The following is a 22,211-nucleotide window of genomic DNA, read 5'->3' on the forward strand; positions in this document are numbered from 1 at the left end:
TAAGATTGTCGATTGCGCTGTATACAATCGGCACGGCTGTTGCAGTGTTTCAGCCTCTTATTCTTTGGGGGTGCTCCATGCAGTTCTGGCGTCGCAGTATTCAATGGCAGCTGATCCTCGGTATGGGCACCGCCCTGCTGGTCAGCATTCTGATCGTGGTTGGCATTTATACCCTGGTGGTCAACCGCCTCGCCCAGAGCTATCTGGTCGAACAGGCGCTGCCGTCGAGCATCGAAGCGACGCGCAACGACATCGAACGAATCCTCGTTCAACCTCTCACCGCCGCCAAGGACATCGCCAGCAACACCATGGTCCGCGACTGGCTGGCCAATGGTGAAGACTCCGGCAAAACGGCGGGCTTCGCGCAGTATCTGGAGGGCATCCGCGCCGAACACAAGGCGTTTACCGCGCTGATCATCGGCACCGAATCCAATCACTACATCACCGAGAAAGGCCTGGATCGCACCCTGAGTCGCGACAAACCGGCCGATGCGTGGTTCTACTCCTTCCTCGACGGCAATCAGCCGCGAACCCTGAACATCGACAACGACGGGGCCACCGGAGAGCTGGCGCTGTTCATCGATTTGAAGGTGGAGCAGGCCGGCAAAGTGGTCGGCGTCGCGGGACTCGGGTTGAGCATGAAAGAGCTGTCGGAGCTGATCCACAACTTCAGCTTCGGGGAGCGCGGCAAGGTCTATCTCGTGCGTTCCGACGGCTTGATCCAGGTCCATCCCGAAGCACAGTTCAGCGGCAAGCGCACCTTGAGCGAGCAGATCGGCGAATCTGCAGCACAAGCGGTCATGGGCCATAAAGCGGCGAGCAACAGCAGCTTCCAGCGCGACGGCGAAGATTTCCTCGCCTTCAGCCTGCCTTTGCGCGACCTCGGCTGGACCCTGGTGGCCGAAGTGCCACAGTCGCAGATCTACGCCGAAGCCCGCCGGGCGATGTGGATGAGCAGCGGCATCGGTCTGGCGGTGGCGCTGGTTTGCCTGGCGCTGGTGATCTGGCTGGCTCAGGGATTGGTGCGACCGATTCGTCAGGTAACAGCGGCGCTGGTAGCAATCGGTAGCGGTGGTGGAGATTTGACCCATCGGTTAGATTCCAGCCGCGCCGATGAACTGGGCGACCTCGCCCGGGGCTTCAACCGTTTCCTCGACAGCCAGCGCGGGATGATCGGCGAAGTGCTGACCACCAGCGAGCGTCTGCGTGTCGCGGTCGGCCAGGTGGCCAGGGTTGTGGATAACACCGCCGAACGCTCCGGTCGCCAGCAGGAAATGACCGACATGGTCGCCACTGCCGTCCACGAAATGGGCCTGACCGTGCAGGAGATCGCGCAGAACGCCGGCAACGCCGCGCTCGCCTCGCAAACCGCCCGCGATGAAGCGATGCAGGCGCGGGAAGTGGTCGGCGGTTCGATTCGCCATATAGAAAGCATGTCCGATGAAATTGGCGTCGCGGCCGGCGCGGTGGGTGAGTTGGCGCATCAGGTGGCGTCGATCGATCAGGTGCTGGCGGTGATTCGCGGGGTGTCGGAGCAGACCAATCTGTTGGCGCTGAACGCGGCGATTGAAGCGGCGCGGGCCGGGGACATGGGGCGTGGTTTTGCGGTGGTGGCCGATGAAGTGCGAACTTTGGCGCGCCGGACTCAGGCGTCTACCGACGAAATTCAGCAGATGATCGGCAGCCTCAAACAGGGTGCGGAGAATGCGGTGTCGTCGATGCGCACCGGGCAGGCTGCGACGGGTACTGGAGTCGAATCGAGCCAGCGTACCGGGGCGTCTTTGACTGCGATCACCGGGCAGGTCGAGCGCATCAGCGACATGAACCATCAGGTGGCGACGGCGACCGAGGAACAGTCGGCGGTGACCGAGGAGATCAACCGCAACGTGCAGGGCATTTCCGATCTGGCCCGGGCGACGGCGGGGGAGGTCCGCGCCTGTCGTGAGGATTGTCAGATGTTGCAGAAGCTGGCGGATGATCTGGCGCGGCAGATGGGTGGGTTCAAGTTGAGTTGAGTTAAGTGCCAAGATCCAAAGAGCCCCTCACCCTAGCCCTCTCCCAAAGGGAGAGGGGACCGATTGGGGGATGCTCTGGAGATGCGTCGACCTGAAAGTGCTTTGCCGAATCCATAATCAACTCGGTTTTTCAGGTCGATGTACGGCGCAAGACACTTCGGTCGGCCCCCTCTCCCTCCGGGAGAGGGCTGGGGTGAGGGCCGGGTTTCGCTCGGTCAATGATCAGAACCACGCATCCTGCATCCCCAGACACGTATCATCCCGCGCCTCCAGCAACGCCAGCTCATGCTTGCACCCCGGCACTTCCCACGTCAGGAAATACCGCGCCGCCTGCAACTTGCCCTTATAGAAGTCGGCATCCGCCGCGTTCCCCTTGGCCAACCCTTCCTCGGCGCGAATCGCCTGCTCCAGCCAGCGCCAGCCAATCACCGCGTGCCCGAACACCTTCAGGTACAGCGCCGAATTCGCCAGACTGCTGTTGACCTTGCCCTGAGCCAGGTCGGTCAGCAGACCGATGGTCACCGTCTGTAGGCGCGCCACCAGTTTCTCCAGTGGCTCACGCAGTGCGGTCAACGATTCGTACGCGACTGCGCGCTCGGCGGTGTCGGCAATCAGGCGAATCAGTTGCTTGAGCCCGGCGCCACCGTTCTGCGCCAGTTTGCGTCCCAGCAAGTCCAGCGACTGAATGCCGTGGGTGCCTTCGTGGATCGGGTTCAGGCGGTTGTCGCGGTAGTACTGCTCCACCGGGTACTCGCGGGTGTAACCGTGGCCGCCGAGAATCTGGATCGCCAGTTCGTTGGCCTTGAGGCAGAACTCGGAGGGCCAGGATTTGACGATCGGTGTCAGCAAATCCAGCAGTTCATGGGCCTGTTTGCGCTCGGCTTCGGTCTCAAGCGTGGTGGTGTCGTCGAACAGCCGCGCCGCGTACAGACCGAGATCGAATGCCCCTTCGACGTAGGATTTCTGCGTCAGCAGCATGCGTCTGACATCCGCGTGCTGAATGATCGCTACCGGCGCCGTCGTCGGATCCTTGCTGTCCGGCACTCGGCCCTGCGGACGTTCGCGAGCGTATTCCAGCGAGTACAGATAACCGGCATAACCGAGCATCACCGCGCCCATGCCGACGCCGATCCGCGCCTCGTTCATCATCTGGAACATGTAGCTCAAGCCGTGATGCGGCTTGCCCACCAGATAACCGACGCACTCGCCGTTATCGCCGAAGTTCAGCGCCGTTGACGTGGTGCCGCGCCAACCCATCTTGTGGAACAGCCCGGCCAGCAACACGTCATTACGTTTGCCCAAACTGCCGTCATCGTTGACCAGAAACTTGGGCACGATAAACAGCGAAATACCTTTCACCCCGGCCGGCGCGTCCGGCAGTTTGGCCAGCACCATGTGCACGATGTTTTCCGAGAGCGGGTGATCACCGCCGGAGATGAAGATCTTGTTGCCCTTGAGGCGATAAGTGCCGTCGGACGAAGGCTCGGCGCGGGTACGAATATCCGACAGCGACGAGCCGGCGTGGGGCTCGGTCAGGGCCATGGTGCCGAAGAAGCGGCCGTCGATCATCGGTTGCAGGAAGCGTTGCTTCTGCTCTTCGGTGCCGAAGCTTTCGATCAGGTTGGCCGCGCCCATGGTCAGGAACGGATAGGAAGTCGACGCCGCGTTGGCCGATTGGAAGTGGGCGAAGCAGGCCTGGGACAACAATGTAGGAAGTTGCATGCCGCCGGCGTCGAAACTGCGCGCCGCGTTGAGGAATCCGGCTTCGAGGAACGCATCCACCGCCGGTTTCACCTCGGGAATCAGAATCGCCTGACCGTTCTCATAGCGCGGTTCGTTCTCGTCGCCCTTGCGGTTGTGCGGCGCGAAGTACTTCTCGGCAATGTTGCGCGCTGTACCGATGGCGGCATCGAAGGTTTCGCGATTGTGCTCGGCAAACCGCTCGCGCCGGGTCAGGCCCTCGGCATCGAGGACTTCGTACAGCTCGAAAGCCAGATTGCGGGAACTGAGCAGCGTCTCGGACATGGCGGCCTACCTTTTTTTGGAATGGGCTGAGTCTAGGCGTGCGAATAAAGGCTGAACAGGAAGATTGATAACGGTGATGGAGAGGCCAAAAAAATGGGCGCCGGTGAGGGCGCCCATTTTTATGTTGCTGACAGAGTTGCTGATTAACCGATGGTCATCAGGCTGGCGTTACCGCCCGCCGCCGCGGTGTTGACGCTCAACGCGCGCTCGATCACCAGACGCTCCAGCGCAATGTTGGTCTCGCCCTGGGACAGGCCCTGAACCCCGACGATGGCGCCGGGACGCTTGGCAATCTGCTGGCAGACCGCACGCAACTGGTCGGAATGGCCGTGATGCAGAACCGCATCGAACACCACGTCGTCCTTGTTCCAGTCGGAAACCAGTTTGATCCGCGCCTGAATTTCCTTCGGCAGGCGTGCGAACAATGCCTTGCTGGTGTCGGATTCCGGCCAGACCGCCGAACCGCCCACCGCCAGCACCGCAGCGAGCTGGGTCAGCAGATCACCTTCGATGTCCGCCAGGCACAGCACGTGTTCGCGTGGCAGGATGGCGTAGCTGTTCTTCTCGCCGGTCGGGCCGGCCAGCACGCGGGTGATACCGCTTTGCGACTGGGCTGCGTACTGCACGCACAGAGTGCTCAGATCGGCGAACTTGTTGCTATCGGCCCATGCTTTCAGGGCGGTCAGCGGTTTGCTCATGGCGTCGCGCAGACGAACGTCCGGCGCCACGGCAGCATCACCACGAGCGAAGGACTGTTCGATGGCATCGGTAGGACGTGTCGACAACAGACGGTACAGGTACAGCGGGCCACCGGCTTTCGGACCCGTACCCGACAGGCCTTCACCACCGAATGGCTGGACGCCAACCACAGCACCGACGATGTTGCGGTTGACGTAGACGTTACCGGCGTTGACGTTGTCGATCACCTTGGCGATGGTCTCGTCGATACGGGTGTGCACGCCGAGGGTCAGGCCGTAACCGGAGGCGTTGATCTGGGCGATCAACTGGTCGATCTCTTTACGCTTGTAGCGCACCACGTGCAGCACCGGGCCGAAGATCTCGCGTTGCAGCTCGTCGAAGCTTTCCAGTTCGATCAGGGTCGGCATGACGAAGGTGCCGCGTTTGACTTCCTCGGTGTCGGCGATGGCCACCTGGTACACGTTGCGACCTTTGTCGCGCATGCCCTGGATGTGCTTCTCGATACCGGCCTTGGCTTCGGCGTCGATCACCGGGCCGATGTCCACGGACAGGCGCTCCGGGTTGCCGAGACGGCTTTCAGCCATCGCGCCCTTGAGCATTTCGATGACGCGATCAGCGGAATCTTCCTGCAGGCACAGGACGCGCAGGGCCGAGCAACGCTGACCGGCGCTGTCGAAGGCCGACGACACCACGTCGATCACCACCTGTTCGGTCAGTGCCGAAGAGTCGACGATCATCGCGTTCTGGCCGCCGGTTTCGGCGATCAGCGGAATCGGACGGCCCTGGTTGTCGAGGCGACCGGCGATGTTGCGTTGCAGCAGGCGCGCGACTTCGGTGGAGCCGGTGAACATCACGCCTTTGACGCGCTCATCGCCGACCAGGCCGGCGCCGACGGTTTCACCGCGCCCCGGCAGCAGTTGCAGCACGCCTTCCGGAATCCCGGCTTCGAGCAGCAGACGCACGGCTTGTGCGGCGACCAGCGGAGTCTGTTCGGCCGGTTTGGCCAGCACCGGGTTACCGGCGGCCAGTGCGGCGGCAACCTGACCGCTGAAGATCGCCAGCGGGAAGTTCCACGGGCTGATGCACACCACCGGGCCCAGTGGGCGGTGGGCGTCGTTGCTGAAATCGTTGCGTGCCTGCACCGCGTAATAACGCAGGAAGTCGACCGCTTCGCGGACTTCGGCGATGGCGTTGGCGAAGGTCTTGCCGGCCTCGCGGGCCAGCAGACCCATCAGCGGCTGGATCTCGCCTTCCATCAAGTCAGCGGCACGTTCCAGAATCGCGGCACGTTCGGCGGGCGGGGTGGCCTGCCAGATCGGTGCGGCGTTCAGGGCGCATTGAATGGCGTTGTCGACGTCTTCGACCGTGGCTTCCTGCACATGGCCGACCACGTCACGCAGATCGGACGGGTTCAGCACCGGTGCCGGCGCTTCGTTGCTGGAGGCGCAACCGAGCATCGGCGCGGCTTTCCAGTTGTTGTGCGCAGTGGCCAGCAGGGCGCAGGACAGCGAGGCCAGACGATGTTCGTTGGCCATGTCGATGCCGGCGGAGTTGGCGCGCTCGGAACCATACAGGTCACGCGGCAGCGGAATGCGCGGGTGCGGCAGGCCGAAACCACCTTCCACGGTTGCCATCTGCTCGATCTGCGCAACTGGATCGGCGACCAGTTCCTGAATCGAAATCGACTGGTCGGCGATGCGGTTGACGAACGAGGTGTTGGCGCCGTTTTCCAGCAGGCGACGTACGAGGTACGCCAGCAGGGTTTCGTGGGTGCCGACCGGAGCGTACACACGGCACGGACGGTTCAGCTTGCCTTCGGAAACCTTGCCTACAACCTGCTCGTACAACGGTTCGCCCATGCCGTGCAGGCACTGGAATTCGTACTGGCCCGGGTAATAGTTCTGACCGGCAATGTGATAAATCGCCGACAGCGTGTGGGCGTTATGCGTGGCGAATTGCGGGTAGATGACTTCCGGCACCGACAGCAGTTTGCGCGCGCAGGCGATATAGGAAACGTCGGTGTACACCTTGCGGGTGTAGACCGGATAGCCTTCCAGGCCTTCGACCTGGGCGCGCTTGATTTCGCTGTCCCAGTAAGCGCCTTTCACCAGACGGATCATCAGGCGATGACGGCTGCGGCGAGCGAGGTCGATCACGTAGTCGATCACGTACGGGCAGCGCTTCTGGTAAGCCTGGATCACGAAACCGATGCCGTTCCAGCCGGTCAGTTGCGGCTCGAAGCACAGACGCTCGAGCAGATCCAGCGACAGCTCCAGGCGGTCTGCTTCTTCGGCGTCGATGTTCAGGCCGATGTCGTATTGCTTGGCCAGCAGGGTCAGCGACAGCAGGCGCGGGTACAGCTCGTCCATCACGCGCTCGTACTGGGCGCGGCTGTAACGCGGGTGCAGGGCCGACAGTTTGATCGAGATGCCCGGGCCTTCATAAATCCCACGGCCGTGGGACGCTTTGCCGATCGAGTGAATGGCTTGTTCGTACGAGGCCAGGTACTTCTGGGCGTCGTGCTCGGTCAGCGCCGCTTCACCAAGCATGTCGTAGGAATAGCGGAAGCCCTTGGCTTCGAACTTGCTCGCGTTGGCCAGGGCTTCGGCGATGGTTTCGCCGGTGACGAACTGCTCGCCCATCAGGCGCATGGCCATGTCGACGCCCTTGCGGATCATCGGCTCGCCGCTCTTGCCGATGATGCGGCTCAGGGAAGAAGTCAGGCCGGCTTCGTTGTGGGTGGAGACCAGTTTGCCGGTCAGCAGCAGGCCCCAGGTTGCGGCGTTGACGAACAACGACGGGCTGTTGCCCAAGTGCGGCTGCCAGTTGCCGGTGCTGATCTTGTCGCGGATCAGCGCATCGCGAGTGCCTTTGTCCGGGATCCGCAGCAGTGCTTCGGCCAGGCACATCAGCGCCACGCCTTCCTGGGACGACAGGGAAAATTCCTGCAACAGGCCCTGAACAATGCCTGCACGACCGCCGGCACTCTTCTGGTTACGCAGTTTTTCCGCGATGGTTGCGGCGAGTTTGTTGGTAGCTTCGGCCATCGGCGCCGGCAGGCGCGCCTGCTCGATCAGCATCGGCACCACTTCCGGCTCGGGGCGACGGTAAGCGGCGGTGATCGAGGCGCGCAGCACCGATTGCGGCAGGATGCTTTCAGCAAATTCGAGGAAGCATTGGTGCGCGTGATCGGTGTGGACTTCACCTGCGTCGTCGGTGTCCTTGGCGGACAAACCGTTCAGCTCGGTCAGGGTTGCACCACCCTCGAGTTTTTCCAGGTAATTGAAAATTGCCTGCTTGATCAGCCAGTGCGGTGTGCGATCAATCGAGGTCGCGGCGGCCTTCAGGCGCTCGCGGGTCGGGTCGTCAAGTTTGACCCCAAGGGTGGTGGTAGCCATATTTTTATCCTCATAGGTGCCGCAGTTGCGCGACAACAGCTGGCGGCAAGATTAGCCGCGAGCCGGAACAGGTGCAACCGGGTGCAACCCTTTTTTGTCGGAATATTCTGCAGCTCGTCAGGAAATAATTTCTGGTACGAAAGTGCTGCTCTTGCTTGGTGCTTTTGCTTCTAGAAAAGCGTTGTCACTGCGTTAAAAGGGAGCAAAAAGCCACTTCCGTAGGATAAATCCGACTGGGTGCAACTAATTCTCAAGAAACTGGTTGCACCTGTTTTGCTTTGTTGCATAGGATTCGCGCCCAAGGTGCAACCGGGGAAACCCGACGCACCGGCCAATGGCTTTCCTGGGGAAACATTGGTCATAAATGCGCGGCCGTGCGAATCGTCTGTCAGGCATCAGTCTGCAAACGGTGCAACCGCCGCCGCTACATAAAAACAAAGCCAGGGCACGTACGTAATGAGCGCAAGCAATCCAACCCTGATCACGTTCGTGATCTACATCGCAGCAATGGTGCTGATCGGCTTCATGGCCTATCGCTCCACCAACAACCTTTCTGACTACATTCTCGGTGGCCGCAGCCTGGGCAGCGTGGTGACGGCATTGTCCGCCGGCGCTTCCGACATGAGCGGCTGGTTGCTGATGGGCCTGCCGGGCGCCATCTACATGTCCGGCCTGTCCGAAAGCTGGATCGCCATCGGCCTGATCGTCGGTGCCTACCTGAACTGGCTGTTCGTCGCCGGCCGTCTGCGTGTTCAAACCGAGCACAACGGCGATGCGCTGACCCTGCCGGACTACTTCTCCAGCCGTTTCGAAGACAAAAGCGGTCTGCTGCGCATCATTTCGGCGGTGGTGATTCTGGTGTTCTTCACCATTTATTGCGCTTCCGGCATCGTGGCCGGTGCCCGCCTGTTCGAAAGCACCTTCGGTATGTCCTACGAGACCGCGCTGTGGGCCGGTGCTGCGGCGACGATTGCCTACACCTTCGTCGGCGGTTTCCTCGCGGTGAGCTGGACTGACACCGTACAAGCCACCCTGATGATCTTCGCCCTGCTGCTGACGCCGATCATCGTGCTGCTGGCTACCGGCGGCGTCGACACCACGTTCCTGGCCATCGAAGCACAGGACCCGAGCAACTTCGACATGCTCAAAGGCACCACTTTCATCGGCATCATCTCGCTGATGGGTTGGGGTCTGGGCTACTTCGGCCAGCCGCACATCCTGGCGCGCTTCATGGCTGCTGATTCGGTGAAATCGATCGCCAACGCCCGTCGCATCTCCATGACCTGGATGATCCTGTGCCTGGGCGGCACCGTGGCCGTGGGCTTCTTCGGTATCGCCTACTTCTCGGCGCACCCGGAAGTCGCGGGTCCAGTGACCGAGAACCACGAGCGTGTGTTCATCGAACTGGCGAAGCTGCTGTTCAACCCGTGGATCGCCGGTGTGCTGCTGTCGGCCATTCTGGCTGCCGTGATGAGCACCCTGAGCTGCCAGTTGCTGGTGTGCTCGAGCGCCCTGACCGAAGACTTCTACAAGGCTTTCCTGCGTAAATCCGCTTCGCAAGTCGAGCTGGTCTGGGTCGGTCGCGCCATGGTGCTGCTGGTTGCACTGATCGCCATCGCGATGGCCGCCAACCCAGACAACCGCGTGCTGGGCCTGGTGTCCTACGCCTGGGCCGGTTTCGGTGCAGCGTTCGGTCCTGTGGTGCTGATCTCGGTGATCTGGAAGAAGATGACCCGTGACGGCGCACTGGCCGGCATCCTGGTCGGCGCGATCACCGTGATCGTGTGGAAGCATTTCGAACTGCTGGGCCTGTACGAAATCATCCCGGGCTTCATCTTCGCCAGCCTGGCGATCTACCTGGTCAGCCTGATGGGCCAGCCGAGCGCCGGTATGGTTCAGCGCTTTGAAGCGGCCGAGAAGGACTTCCATCTGAACAAGTGATGGGAATGAGCTGAGGCTCACAAGAAAACGGCCCGCGTCCTACAGGAAGCGGGCCGTTTTTTATTGCCTGCGATTTTTCTGAAGGCAAAGTCTGTAGTCGAATGCGCTGATTCTTGAAGGGGAGATCGAAGTTTCAAGTAGGGAAAATCTGATTTTTCAGTCACCCAACCTGCACCCCTTGCCCCTCATGCAGAATCGCCCGCCCTCAATCTGCAGAGAGACATCGGATGTTCGCGCCTGCCAATCAACCGCGTTTCACGTTGACCGTCGAAGGCGCCCAGTTTGACCTCAAAGTCCTTGAGTTCACGGGCAAGGAAGCCATCAGCCAACCCTTCCGTTTTGACCTGGAGCTGGTCAGTGAACGGCCGGATCTGGATCTGGAAAGCCTGCTGCACTGTCAGGCTTTTCTGAGTTTTGATGAAGACGGTTCCGGTATCCACGGTCAGATCTATCGGGTTGGGCAGGGGGATTCCGGCAAGCGTCTGACCCGCTATCACGTCAGTCTTGTTCCGCGTCTGGCCTATCTGGGTCACCGGATCAATCAGCGAATTTTCCAGCATCAGAGCGTGCCGCAGATCGTGACGCAGATCCTCAAGGATCACGCGATCCTGCGCGATGCCTTTGAGTTTCGCCTCGGCAGTGATTACCCGGCGCGTGAATATTGCGTGCAGTACGCCGAGAGCGATCTGGCGTTCATCCAGCGGCTGTGTGCCGAAGTCGGCATTCATTTCCATTTTCAGCACAGTCCCGATGGGCATCTACTCGTGTTCGGCGACGATCAAACGGTATTCCCCCGTCTGGCCGAGCCGACGCTGTACCTGCCGGGCAGTGGCATGGCTGCGGCGGCGCCGGCGATCAAGCGCTTCACCGTTCGAGTGGAAACCCGCACCAGTGTGGTCACCCGGCGTGATTACGACTTCACCAAACCCCGGCTGGCGCTGCAAAGTCGCGCCGAAAGCGAGCAGCGCCCGGTGCTGGAGGATTACCACTTTCCCGGCCAGTTCACCGAGCGCGAAACCGGCAAGCAACTGGCCCAGCGCACCCTTGAGCGGCATGTCGCCGACTATCGTCAGGCCGAGGGCCGCAGCGATCAATCCGCTCTCGTCAGTGGACATTTCCTGCAACTGACCGAGCATCCGCGCCAGGATCTGAATGACCTCTGGCTGCTGACCGCGATCGAGCACCGTGGCCGACAGCCGCAAGTGCTGGAGGAATCGGTCACCAGCGAGGGTGACGAATTCCAGGGTTACCGTAATACCTTTCTCGCCACGCCGTGGGACGTGTTCTTCCGCCCGCCGATGGGCCCGGAAAAACCACGGATGCTCGGCTATCAACCCGCCGTGGTCACCGGCCCGCAAGACAGTGAAATCCATTGCGACGAGTACGGCCGGGTCAAGGTGCAACTGGCCTGGGATCGCGACGGTGAGCTCAATGAGCATTCCAGCTGCTGGCTGCGGGTCGCCAGCGGCTGGGCCCATGACCGTTATGGCAGCGTGCTGATACCGCGGGTCGGCATGGAAGTGCTGGTGGGGTTCATCGATTCCGACGCCGACAAACCGCTGGTCATGGGTTGCCTGCCGAACGCAGCGACGCCGGTGCCGCTGGATCTGCCGGCCGACAAGACCCGCAGTATTTTCCGCAGCCAGAGTAGTCCCGGCGGCGGGGGCTATAACGAATTACGCATCGAGGATCGCAAAGGCGCCGAGGAAATCTACCTGCGGGCCCAGCGAAACTGGACCCAGCACGTATTGAACGATCAGCAGGTGCAAGTGGATAACCAGCGCAGCGTTGTCGTCACCGGTCTCGCCAAACACGAGCTGAAAGCCGATGAGCAGCGCATCACCCACGGCCAGCGCCAGACCGAGGTGAGGCAGGACGACCATCTCACGGTGACCGGCGACCGGCACATCCGTGTGAGCAATCAGGCGATCAACGCCAGTGCTCAATTCCACGTCAGCGCCGGCCAGCAAGTGGTGATCGACGGCGGGGCGAGCGCGACGATTCAGGCGGGCGGGCAGTGGATCAACATCGGCCCGGGCGGGATCTTCAGCAGCGTGCCGATTGTGGTGGGTGGTGCGCCGATGGCGACGATGAGTGCGGCGCCGACGGTGCCGGGGTTGCCGGAAAAACTGGCGGCAGCCCCGGCTGCGATTCTGACTGCTGCGCAAATCATGAGCCTGAAAGGTGATGCGCCCTTCTGTGAAGAATGCGAGCGCTGCAAGGACGGTGTCTGTGCGGCCTGATCAATGGTTGAAGGATCAGCCGCTGAAACCCTCGGAGCAGTTGTTCGCGGTTTTCAGCAGCTCGAGTGCGGTAGAACCGCTGAAATCCTGGCCGCTGAAAGCGCAGATGCCGAAACCAGTCTGGGCGGAAACGATCTATGCCGAGTGGGATGCGGTGATGCCCTACGTGGGAATCGTCGACGCGGGCAGTGAGTTTCTGGATTGGGTCGCGGCCATCGAATCCCGTGACTGGGGTTGGCTGGCGGTTTCTTCGGCGGGGCTTGAGGCGGTGGTCGAGCACTTTCGCAGCTTGACCCAAGTGCTGATGCCGGACGGGAAAGCGGTGTTCTTCCGGTTTTGGGATGGGCGGTTTTTGTTGCCGATCCTTGAGTCGTCCGAGGTGGATGCCGGGCAATTGCTGCCGGTTCTCACGCGAGGATTGATCAACGGTCAGACCGTCGAGATCGGGGGCAGGGCGCGGGTCTCGGGTCGGGAGTTTCCTTGGTGGCAGGTGCCGGAAAAGCTGCTGGCGCAATTCGGCGGCGACGCCCGGATCAACAACGCCTTGCAGTGGTTGAGCGAGGAACAGCCGGCGTTGTTCGAGGCGTTTCCCGCCGATGTCTTGCGCTGCAAGGTTGTCAGGTTTTTTGCGGTTTCAGCGTCGGACGAATCGTCGGCTTCGGCACTGCTGGACTACTTGCGGGACGAGTCAGAGTGAAATTTCCGGGCAAAGGCTTCGGACGTTTCCTGCGAGTTGCGGCGGTTTGCGTGAACTGGTGGGCGCGGAGATGCGGGGATAGTCTTTTGGCTGTCACCGCAAATTCGGTGACAGGGCGTGGAAGCCCTTTTATCGTTAGGCGCGTCAAGCTGCACCAGTCAGACGTTTTTGTCGTTTGAGTTTTTGGTGGCTGTGCGCGGGGCGCTTTCGAGTGCGCCGGGTGCCTAACGTCCCGGTCTTCCACACCTGCGTACAGCCGCCACCTAATGCGTGGAAGTGAGAGTTGGCGGCACCGCCCAATACGTTAGGAGTCATTCCAGTGCCAACATTGAAACCCGATCCACCCTACGAACCCTTCATCCCCCACCCCGACAACCGCCTCATGGCGCTGACCAGCAACTGCAACGACATGCCCACTCTGTTCATCGACACCCACGCCCCGCTCGACATCCTGATGGACGCCGCCAACTACCGCATCCGCGCCGTGATCCAGGTCCTGGAAAACATGTGCATGCGCGGCTCGGTCGAGTGCGACTCGGTCGTCCTCAGCGACTTCGCCCAACTCTGCGTGATTCCGCTGCGTGACGGCTGTGATGTCTTGGATGTGATTGGCCGCAGGTTGCGTGACCGGCCTTAGATCCCATCCCCTCACCCTAGCCCTCTCCCCGAGGGAGAGGGGACCGACCAAGGTGAATAGGTGACGTACGCCGACCTGCAACTTCGGTGGTGAACTTGGCTTGGCCAAGCCTTAGGTCGCGGTGATTTTTCAGGTCGATGCAAACCGAAAGATCACCTCCGTCAGTCCCCTCTCCCTTTGGGAGAGGCTTAGGGTGAGGGGTTTCTCAAGGATGTACCCGACAGCAAGACCACCCACTCAGCCCCCAACCCCTGACTTGCCGCCCGGTAAAAGGTAAACTTCACGGCCCTCGCAGGAGCAGCCATGAATTATCGTCACGCCTTCCATGCCGGCAATCACGCCGATGTGTTCAAACACCTGACCTTGACCCGCCTCATTGCCCTGATGTCGCGCAAGGAGCAGCCGTTTGCCTATCTCGACAGCCACGCCGGCATCGGTCTGTATGACCTGCAGGGCGATCAGGCCAACCGTACCGGCGAGTACCTGGAAGGCATCGCGCGGTTGTGGGATCAGCCGGATCTGCCGGCGCTGACCGCCGACTACATGAAAGTGCTGCACGAGATGAACCCGGACGGCCAGTTGCGTTATTACCCGGGTTCGCCGGAGCTGGCGCGGCGTCTGACTCGTTCCCAGGATCGTGTGTTGCTCAACGAGAAGCACCCGGAAGACGGCGTACTGCTCAAGGACAACATGAAGGGCGACCGCCGTGTGGCCGTGCATCTGGGCGAGGGCTGGCACGTGGCGCGGGCGCTGCTGCCGGTGACCGAGAAGCGTGCGGTGATGCTGATCGATCCGCCGTTCGAGAAGCTCGACGAGATGCAGCGTTGTGCGGCGTCGCTGAAAGAGGCGATCTCGCGGATGCGCCAGACCGTCGCGGCCATCTGGTATCCGGTGAAGGATCAGCGTGCATTGCGTCGTTTCTATCAGGATCTGGCCGGCACCGGTGCGCCGAAGTTGCTGCGGGTCGAGTTGCTGGTGCATCCACTGGATACGCCGAACAGCCTTAACGGCTCTGGCCTGGCGATTGCCAATCCGCCGTGGGGGCTGGAGGAAGAATTGCGTGAGCTGCTGCCGTGGCTGTCCAAGAAACTTGGGCAGACCCAGGGCGGATGGCAGATGGATTGGTTGATCGCCGAGAGCTGATCAACCGTCAATCGCTCCCGCACATAGCGCGGGAGCGATCAGGGCGGACTTAGTTCCCCGCCAGACTCGGCGGCATGCACACGCCAGTGCCGCCAATCCCGCAATAGCCTTCCGGATTTTTCGCCAGATACTGCTGGTGATAGGCCTCGGCGAAGTAAACGGTCGGCGCCTGTTCAATCTCGGTGCTGATTTCACCCAGACCCGCCTTCGACAGCTCAGCTTGATAAACAGCCTTGCTCTTCAACGCCGCCTCCAGTTGCTCCGGATGGGTCGCGTAGATCACCGAACGGTACTGGGTGCCGATGTCATTGCCCTGGCGCATGCCCTGCGTCGGGTTGTGCAATTCCCAGAACATCGCCAGCAGCTCTTCGTAGCTGACCTTGGCCTTGTCATACACCACGAGCACCACTTCAGCGTGGCCGGTCAGGCCCGAGCAGACTTCTTCGTAGGTCGGGTTCGGCGTGTAACCGCCGGCGTAACCGACCACGGTGCTGACCACGCCTTCGCGCTGCCAGAAGCGGCGCTCGGCACCCCAGAAGCAGCCCAGCCCGAAGATTGCGAAGTCGACGTCCTGAAAGAACGGGCCCAGCAACGGCGTCTCGGTGAAAACAAAGTGTTTTTCAGGCAGGGCCATCGGGGTTTCGCGGCCAGGCAGAGCTTGTTCTTTAGTCGGTAGCACGTTTTTGTTCACCAGAATTTCCGAGCGCAGAACCATGATCGTTCCTCTCAGTCAGGATGGGATGTAAAAGTCTGACCGCCAGTGTGCCCAATGATGCCCCGTTAATCACTAGGCAAAATGTGCGGGTACTGCCTTGGGATTTACAGGCAGAGCGGACCGCGCGGGTAGCGCTTGAGCGCCTGGATCAGCTCGCCGCCCGGAATCGGCCGGTCGAACAGGTAGCCCTGGCCGACGTCGCAGCGGTGCCGACGCAGGAACGCCAGCTGCTCGGCGGTCTCGATGCCTTCTGCCACGACCTTGAGTTTCAGGTTGTGGGCCATGGCGATCACGGCAGAGGTGATTTCCATGTCGTCCTGATTGTCCGGGATTTCATGGATGAAGCTGCGATCGATCTTGATGATGTCGATCGGGAATTTCTTCAGGTAGCTGAGCGACGAGTAACCGGTGCCGAAGTCGTCCATGGCCAGGGTCAGGCCCAGACGCTTGAGCTGGTCGAGCTGCAAGTGGGTATCTTCAGTGGCTTCCAACAGCAGGCCTTCGGTCAGTTCCAGCTCCAGCAGATTGGCCGGCAGCGCTTCTTCCTTGAGGATGTTGGCGATCGAGGCCACCAGATCCGGGTCGGAGAACTGTTTGGGCGACAGGTTGATCGCCACCTGCAGATTGCCCATGCCCGCAGCGGTCAGCGCTTTGCTCATGCGGCAGGCCTGGCGGGCGATCCACTTGCCGATCGGAATGATCAGGCCGGTTTCTTCGGCGACGCTGATGAACTGGTCCGGCCGGATCATGCCGCGCTCCGGGTGATTCCAGCGCAGCAGCGCTTCCATGCCCAGCAGACGACCGCTGCGCAGGCACAGCTTGGGCTGGTAGAACACGTCCAATTCATTCTGGGTCAGAGCGCGGCGCAGGTTGTTCTCAACGAACAGTTTGTAACTGGCCTCGGCGTTCAGCGCTTCGGTGAACACCTGCACCTGATGTTTGCCGTTGGCCTTGGCCTTGTGCAGAGCGAGGCCGGCGTTGCGCATCAGGGTCTGCGGGTCGCGGCCGTGCAGTGGCGCGCAGGCCAGGCCCACGGAGCCGGTGACGCTGATCAACTGGTTGTCGACGAACATCGGTTTATCCAGCGTCGCCAGCAATTGGTTGGCGATCTGCTGCCCGGTGGCAAGGTCAGTGTCGTCGAGCAACACCGCGAATTCGTTACTGGCGAATCGCGCCAGGCTGCCGCTCGGGCTCAGGCTGTTACGCAGGCGCCGGGCCAGGCTGATCAACAGTTTGTCGCCGGTCTGGTGGCCGAGGCTGTCGTTGATCCGCTTGAAGTTGTCGATGTCCACCAGCAGCAGGCTGATCGGGGTATCGCTATCCCGGGCGAAGCGTTCATCCAGATTGCGGATAAATGCAGGCCGGTTGCCGAGGTTGGTCAGGTTGTCGGTGTACGCCAGGCGCTCGATGCGCTGCTGCGCCAGCTTGGTCTGGGTGATGTCTTCGTAGATGCCGATGTAATGCGTCAGCTCACGGTTGTCGCCGTAGACCTTGGAGATCGACAGTTGGCCCCAGTAGGGTTCGAGGTTCTTGCGGCGGCTCTTGAACTCGCCCTGCCAGCTGTTGCTCTTGGCCAGCGCCGACGGCGCGTCGAACAGCAGCTCGCTTAAGTTTTCCAGGGCTGGCAGCTCCGACAGGCGCTGGCCATGGACTTCCTCGGTGGTGTACTGGGTGATCGCGGTGAAGCTCGGGTTGACGTACTCGACCACTCCGTCGCAGTTGACCAGCAAGAAGGCGTTGGCACTCTGCTCGACCGCGCGCTGGAACAGGTGCAGCGCGCTGGTGGCGGTACGGCGGTTGTGGTTGTTGATGACCTGGGCGAACTGGTCGGCCAGCTCGCCGGCAAAGGCGATTTCGTCGGACTGCCAGGCGCGGGTGACGCCGGTCTGCTCCAGGCACAACACGCCGACCACCTGGCCGTCGACGCGGATGCTGGCGTCAAGCATCGCGTTGACGTCGCGCGGGCGCAGGGCTTCGGCCATTTCCCGGGTACGCGGGTCGCGCATCGCGTTATGCGCGTCGATGGCGCGGCTGCCGTGCAGGGCTTCCATGTAATCGGGGAAGCCGCTGACGTCGATCACCTCCGGCAGGATGTATTCCTGGGTGGCGCGGTGGTAAGCCGAAATCGGCACCAGCTTCTGGCCTTCGAGGTTCCACAGGCTGGCACAGTCGATTTCGTAGATATCGCAGGCGCAGCGGGTGATCAGCTCGGCAGCTTCCTGCAGGGAGTTCTGGCTGCTGTAGCGCTGGCGGGCCAGTAACAGGATCAAATCCTGTTGGGCGCGCACCCGTTCCAGATGCTGCAGTTGTTCCTGCTGGGCACGCTGATTGAGCTCCAGGGCGATTTGCAGGCGTGAATTCTGGGTTTCAAGGTCGACGGACGGCAGCGAAGGTGCCTCGTCAAACACGTTGTCGACCGCCAGCAGGTAACCGCGCAGCAAGTGGCGGTTGTGCTGTCTGTAGGCTTCACCGAGTTCGAGAATGCTCAGCGCACCGGCGGCGGTGTGCAGGGTGTAGCGCACCAGATAATGCGGGCTGTGGCCGAGTTGTTGCTGGATCGCGTCGTGCAGTTGATAACGCGCTTCGGGCTCCATCAGGCTGGCATAGGGTGAGCCAACCAGAGCGCAAAGTTCGACGGCGGGCTGGCCGAACTGGCGTTCACAGTTGGGATCGAGAAACAACATGGCCCAACTGGCTTCATTCAAGCGCTCGAAACGCAGCATGCCGAGCCGCGAGGGCACAGGCAACTGCGTCACTACCTCGGCCACCATACGGCTGGCGGCATCGGGTTGGCTCTTCATGAAGGGAACTCGCTTGGAAATTTGCTGAACGCGCCGGGCTCGCGCCCTCTTTACTGTTGCCTGCGGCAAGGTTGCATCATTGCGGCACTGACTGACAAGAGACATGAAGGCCAAGTGCTATAAGAATATGTCGGCTGCAGTGAACATTTCTCCAGCACCCGCCGGAAACTAATGCTACCAAGCGTGAAAATGGCCGTTCCAGAGCCTTCCGGCATCCGGAACGGTCGTACCGCTGGATTCAGCGCAACGGAATATCGATGGATTGCAGGTGCCTGCCATCCCGATCGTGATAGTTGACCTGGATTCGCCCGGCTTCAACCACCATGTGCGCGAAGTTGTCCTGGCTGACGACCTCGCTGGTCAGTTCGTGCCGGTATTCGCCTGCCTCGGTCTGCGCCAGCGGCTGGTCGAGCGTGAAGGTCGCGGCGGTGGCGTAGGGCAGCAGTTTGCTGTTGCTCAGCGGTGAGGAAACGACCGTATGCACTTCAAAGTCCGGGTCTTCGCTGTGGGTCAGGCGACTGGTCAGCGAGCCATGCACATCGCCGGAAATGAACACGACGTTCCTGATCCGATGCTGGCGGATGGTTTCCAGCAGGCGCAGACGCTGTTCGGGAAAGCCCATCCAGGCATCATCGCCGTTCATTTTGCGGTCGGGATAGAACATGACGCTGGTGACTACAAACTTGACCCGCGCCGGGCTATTGATCAACCACTTGCACAGCGCCTGTTCCTGTTCTTCATCGAGGATGCGCCGGTTGTCATTCGACAAGTTGCGGCGAGTTCGACTGTCCGTCACAAACCATTCGATATCGCCATCGCTGAATTGATACCAATAGTGCTTCAGTGTCGTGCGATCAATTGTTCCGCTAGTTGTTGTTGAACAGATCGGGCTATGACTCGCTTGATAAATATCGTAAGTCGCCATTGCGTTGCGATAGAGCGTTTTATCGGAATCATGGGCGTTCATTGGCCAGTTATCTTCTATTTCGTGATCGTCCAGGATCATGTAGGTCGAAGTGCCGGACATCAATCGTCGAATATTAGGCAGGGAAAACGCCGCGCGATACTTTGCAATGAACTCGTCATAGTCGCGATCCGGGGCGAACAGGTTCAAGTCGTCGGCGTAGATCTGATCGCCACACATCATGATTGCGCTGATTGCCGGTTGTGCACCCTCGATCAACTGGCTGATGGACGCGAAGATCCGGTCGCCCAGATGCGGGAGCACCGGGACGCCGGCGGTCATGCGCAGGTAACGGCAGGAGCCGAGGATGTAAGCGCGCGGCTGCAAAGGCTGGCTGCTGCGGGTGCGCAGGCGGTAAATCTCCCGTGGCCATTGCAGCGGCAACTCCGCCACGCTGTGGATGGTGTGGACGGGACTCATCGGGCTGAACCAGCCGGTCTGGTATTCGTATTCGGTGTCTGCCTTCAGATGATCGATTACGAATACTTCCGTCATGTCGCGGGTTGAATCAAGTTTGAAAAATTGGGCGGGTTGCCATTGTTTCGAATCCAGTAGCCGGTAACGAATGCCGGCAAATACGGACGCATTATGTTGCAGTCCGCCACGAATGAAAATTCGCGCCTGGTTAGTTGTGGTGTGGCCAATGATCGGGCCGACAGTAGGTTTAAGCATGTTCGAATCCATTCGAATAAGTGTTGGTGAGTAATAAAGTTGCCTGGCTTGTTGGTGCAACTTTGATGCGCCAAGGTTAGTTGCCTGTCGCTGAAAAATATTGACAGGAAGTGGACTAAAGTCGTGGCCTATCTCAGCGCAAGTTGTGGGAAAAGTTCAGGTGGCAGTTGTTTCAGGCAAAAAAAAGCCCCGCCAAACTGACGGGGTTGAGGTACGAGCGTGTGGCGCTCGAAAACGTGGAACGCAGTCGGCCCTCCGTTGCCGGAGGGCCGAACGCTTTACAGCAGGATGGTGCGGATGTCCGCCAGCAGGTCGCTCAGACGCTTGGTGAAGCGTGCAGCAGCGGCGCCGTTGATCACACGGTGATCGTAGGACAGCGACAGTGGCAGCATCAGTTTCGGCTGGAAGGCTTTGCCGTCCCAGACTGGCTGGATGGTTGCCTTGGAAACACCGAGAATCGCCACTTCCGGCGCGTTGACGATCGGCGTGAAGCCGGTGCCGCCAATGTGGCCGAGGCTGGAAATGGTGAAGCAGGCGCCTTGCATCTCGTCCGACGAAAGCTTCTTGGTCCGGGCTTTTTCAGCCAGGGAAGCGGCCTCGGCGGCCAGTTGCAGCAGGCTCTTCTGGTCGACGTTCTTGATGACCGGTACCAGCAGGCCATCCGGGGTGTCGACGGCGAAGCCGATGTTCACGTATTTCTTGCGGATGATCGCCTTGCCGCTTGGTGCCAGCGAGCTGTTGAAGTCCGGCAATTCCTTGAGCAGGTGTGCGCAGGACTTGAGCAGCAGCGGCAGGATGGTCAGCTTGACGCCGGCCTTCTCTGCGACAGCTTTCTGTGCGGTGCGGAACGCTTCCAGCTCGGTGATATCCGCCGAGTCGAATTGCGTTACGTGCGGCACGTTCAGCCAGCTGCGGTGCAGGTTGGCAGCACCTACCTGCATCAGGCGGGTCATCGGCACTTCTTCGATTTCGCCGAAACGGCTGAAGTCGACGACCGGAATCGGCGGGATGCCCGCGCCACCGGTTGCGCCAGCAGCAGCGGCCGGTGCTTCCTTGGCCTTCTGCATCATGGCTTTGACGTAAACCTGCACGTCTTCTTTCAGGATGCGACCGTGCGGACCGCTGGCGCCGACAGCGCTCAGCTCGACGCCGAACTCGCGAGCCAGTTGACGCACGGCAGGGCCGGCGTGAACTTTCGCACCAGGCTTGGCTGGAGCAGCGGCCGGAGCGGCCGGAGCGGCAGCAGCAGGTGCAGCGGCAGCCGGAGCAGCAGCGGCTGGCGCCGGAGCGCTCGGAGCAGCGGCGGCAGCTGGAGCCGGGGCAGCAGCCGGGGCGGCGCCTTTGACTTTCAGCTTGAGGATCAGGTCGCCGGTGCCGACTTCGTCGTCCAGCTTGATGGAAACGCTTTCCACCACGCCAGCGGCAGGCGACGGGATTTCCATGCTCGCCTTGTCGGATTCCAGAGTGATCAGCGACTGATCGGCTTCAACGCTGTCGCCAGCCTTGACCAGCACTTCGATGATCTTGGCTTTGCCGGCCGAGCCGATGTCCGGAACGTGGATGTCCTGAACGCTGTCGGCAACCGGTGCGGCTGGCGCGGCGGCCGGAGCCGGCGCAGCGGCAGCGGCTGGAGCAGCAGCCTGGGCCGGAGCGGCAGCAGCAGGGGCCGCAGCACCCGCCACTTCCAGGTCCAGGATCAGGTCGCCGGTGCCGACTTCGTCGTTCAACTTGACGCTGATGGCCTTGACCACGCCAGCGGCAGGCGACGGGATTTCCATGCTCGCCTTGTCGGATTCCAGGGTGATCAGCGACTGATCAGCCTCGACAGTGTCGCCGACCTTGACCTGGATCTCGATGATCTGGGCCTTGCCCGACGAACCGATGTCCGGCACGTGCACTTGCTGAACCGAAGCGGCAGCCGGAGCTGCGGCAGGCGCAGCCGGTGCAGGAGCGGCAGCCGGTGCAGCTTCGGCCTTGGCGGCAGGCGCAGCAGCCGCAGCAGGGGCCGCTTGCGCGGCGCCCTCGACTTCCAGCTCCAGCAGTTCGTCGCCTTCTTTCAGGCGATCGCCCAGCTTCACTTTCAGGCTCTTGATGACGCCGGCTTTCGGGGCCGGCACTTCCATGCTGGCCTTGTCCGATTCCAGAGTCAGGATGCTCTGGTCGGCTTCGATACGGTCGCCGACCTTCACAAACAGTTCGATTACTTCACCTTCACCGCTGCCGATGTCAGGTACGCGAATGAGTTCGCTCACAGAGTTTCT

At 61.2% G+C, this 22,211-nt stretch carries 12 protein-coding genes and 1 pseudogene; 7 read left to right on the top strand and 6 right to left on the bottom strand.

The window, feature by feature from the left end; all coding sequences use genetic code 11:
• Positions 1-122 precede the first annotated feature (122 nt).
• A pseudogene (locus PDR5_RS30395) lies at positions 123-1,148 on the top strand (cache domain-containing sensor histidine kinase); the annotation flags it as partial.
• Between the two features lie 135 nt (positions 1,149-1,283).
• Positions 1,284-2,015 (top strand): methyl-accepting chemotaxis protein, encoded by a 732-nt coding sequence (locus tag PDR5_RS30400; RefSeq protein ID WP_442963858.1) that lies wholly within the window; start codon positions 1,284-1,286, stop codon positions 2,013-2,015.
• 222 nt (positions 2,016-2,237) lie between these two features.
• Here PDR5_RS30400 and PDR5_RS02285 read toward each other — a convergent pair whose 3' ends face one another.
• On the bottom strand, positions 2,238-4,040 hold the full coding sequence (locus PDR5_RS02285; protein WP_064592970.1) for an acyl-CoA dehydrogenase: 1,803 nt from the start codon (positions 4,038-4,040) through the stop codon (positions 2,238-2,240).
• A 143-nt stretch (positions 4,041-4,183) separates the two neighbouring features.
• A complete protein-coding gene (gene putA / locus PDR5_RS02290; protein ID WP_064592972.1) occupies positions 4,184-8,137 on the bottom strand; it encodes a trifunctional transcriptional regulator/proline dehydrogenase/L-glutamate gamma-semialdehyde dehydrogenase in 3,954 nt (1,317 codons plus the stop codon).
• A 456-nt stretch (positions 8,138-8,593) separates the two neighbouring features.
• Here putA and putP point away from each other — a divergent pair, with 456 nt between their 5' ends.
• The 5 genes from putP (at position 8,594) to PDR5_RS02315 (ending at position 14,798) form a co-directional block, all read left to right on the top strand.
• Positions 8,594-10,078, top strand: a complete 1,485-nt coding sequence (putP, locus tag PDR5_RS02295; RefSeq protein ID WP_064592974.1) for a sodium/proline symporter PutP — start codon at positions 8,594-8,596, stop codon at positions 10,076-10,078.
• 227 nt (positions 10,079-10,305) lie between these two features.
• A complete protein-coding gene (locus PDR5_RS02300) occupies positions 10,306-12,321 on the top strand; it encodes a type VI secretion system Vgr family protein (protein WP_064592976.1) in 2,016 nt (671 codons plus the stop codon).
• Entirely contained in the window at positions 12,266-13,018 is a 753-nt protein-coding gene (locus tag PDR5_RS02305) for a DUF4123 domain-containing protein (protein ID WP_156669364.1), read from the top strand. The genes PDR5_RS02300 and PDR5_RS02305 overlap by 56 nt, the downstream gene beginning before the upstream one ends.
• 319 nt (positions 13,019-13,337) lie before the next feature.
• Positions 13,338-13,655, top strand: a complete 318-nt coding sequence (locus PDR5_RS02310) for a hypothetical protein (RefSeq protein WP_064592980.1) — start codon at positions 13,338-13,340, stop codon at positions 13,653-13,655.
• 303 nt (positions 13,656-13,958) lie between these two features.
• Positions 13,959-14,798 carry a 23S rRNA (adenine(2030)-N(6))-methyltransferase RlmJ gene (locus PDR5_RS02315; protein ID WP_064592982.1) on the top strand — a complete coding sequence of 280 codons (840 nt, stop codon included), beginning with the start codon at positions 13,959-13,961 and terminating at the stop codon, positions 14,796-14,798.
• Between the two features lie 49 nt (positions 14,799-14,847).
• On the opposite strand, the gene msrA is transcribed toward PDR5_RS02315, so the two are convergent.
• The 4 genes from msrA to aceF form a co-directional block, all read right to left on the bottom strand.
• Complete coding sequence (gene msrA, locus PDR5_RS02320; RefSeq protein ID WP_039766523.1) at positions 14,848-15,513, bottom strand: peptide-methionine (S)-S-oxide reductase MsrA; 666 nt, start codon at positions 15,511-15,513, stop codon at positions 14,848-14,850.
• 104 nt (positions 15,514-15,617) lie between these two features.
• Positions 15,618-18,314: a putative bifunctional diguanylate cyclase/phosphodiesterase gene (locus tag PDR5_RS02325; protein WP_064592984.1), complete on the bottom strand. Its 2,697-nt coding sequence runs from the start codon at positions 18,312-18,314 to the stop codon at positions 15,618-15,620.
• Positions 18,315-18,552: 238 nt separating this feature from the next.
• Positions 18,553-19,950 (bottom strand): alkaline phosphatase D family protein, encoded by a 1,398-nt coding sequence (locus PDR5_RS02330; protein ID WP_064592992.1) that lies wholly within the window; start codon positions 19,948-19,950, stop codon positions 18,553-18,555.
• Between the two features lie 278 nt (positions 19,951-20,228).
• On the bottom strand, positions 20,229-22,202 hold the full coding sequence (gene aceF / locus PDR5_RS02335) for a dihydrolipoyllysine-residue acetyltransferase (RefSeq protein ID WP_064592994.1): 1,974 nt from the start codon (positions 22,200-22,202) through the stop codon (positions 20,229-20,231).
• Between the last annotated feature and the right edge of the window lie 9 nt (positions 22,203-22,211).

Source organism: Pseudomonas sp. DR 5-09 (assembly GCF_001655595.1).
GTDB classification, from domain to species: Bacteria; Pseudomonadota; Gammaproteobacteria; order Pseudomonadales; family Pseudomonadaceae; genus Aquipseudomonas; species Aquipseudomonas pharyngis.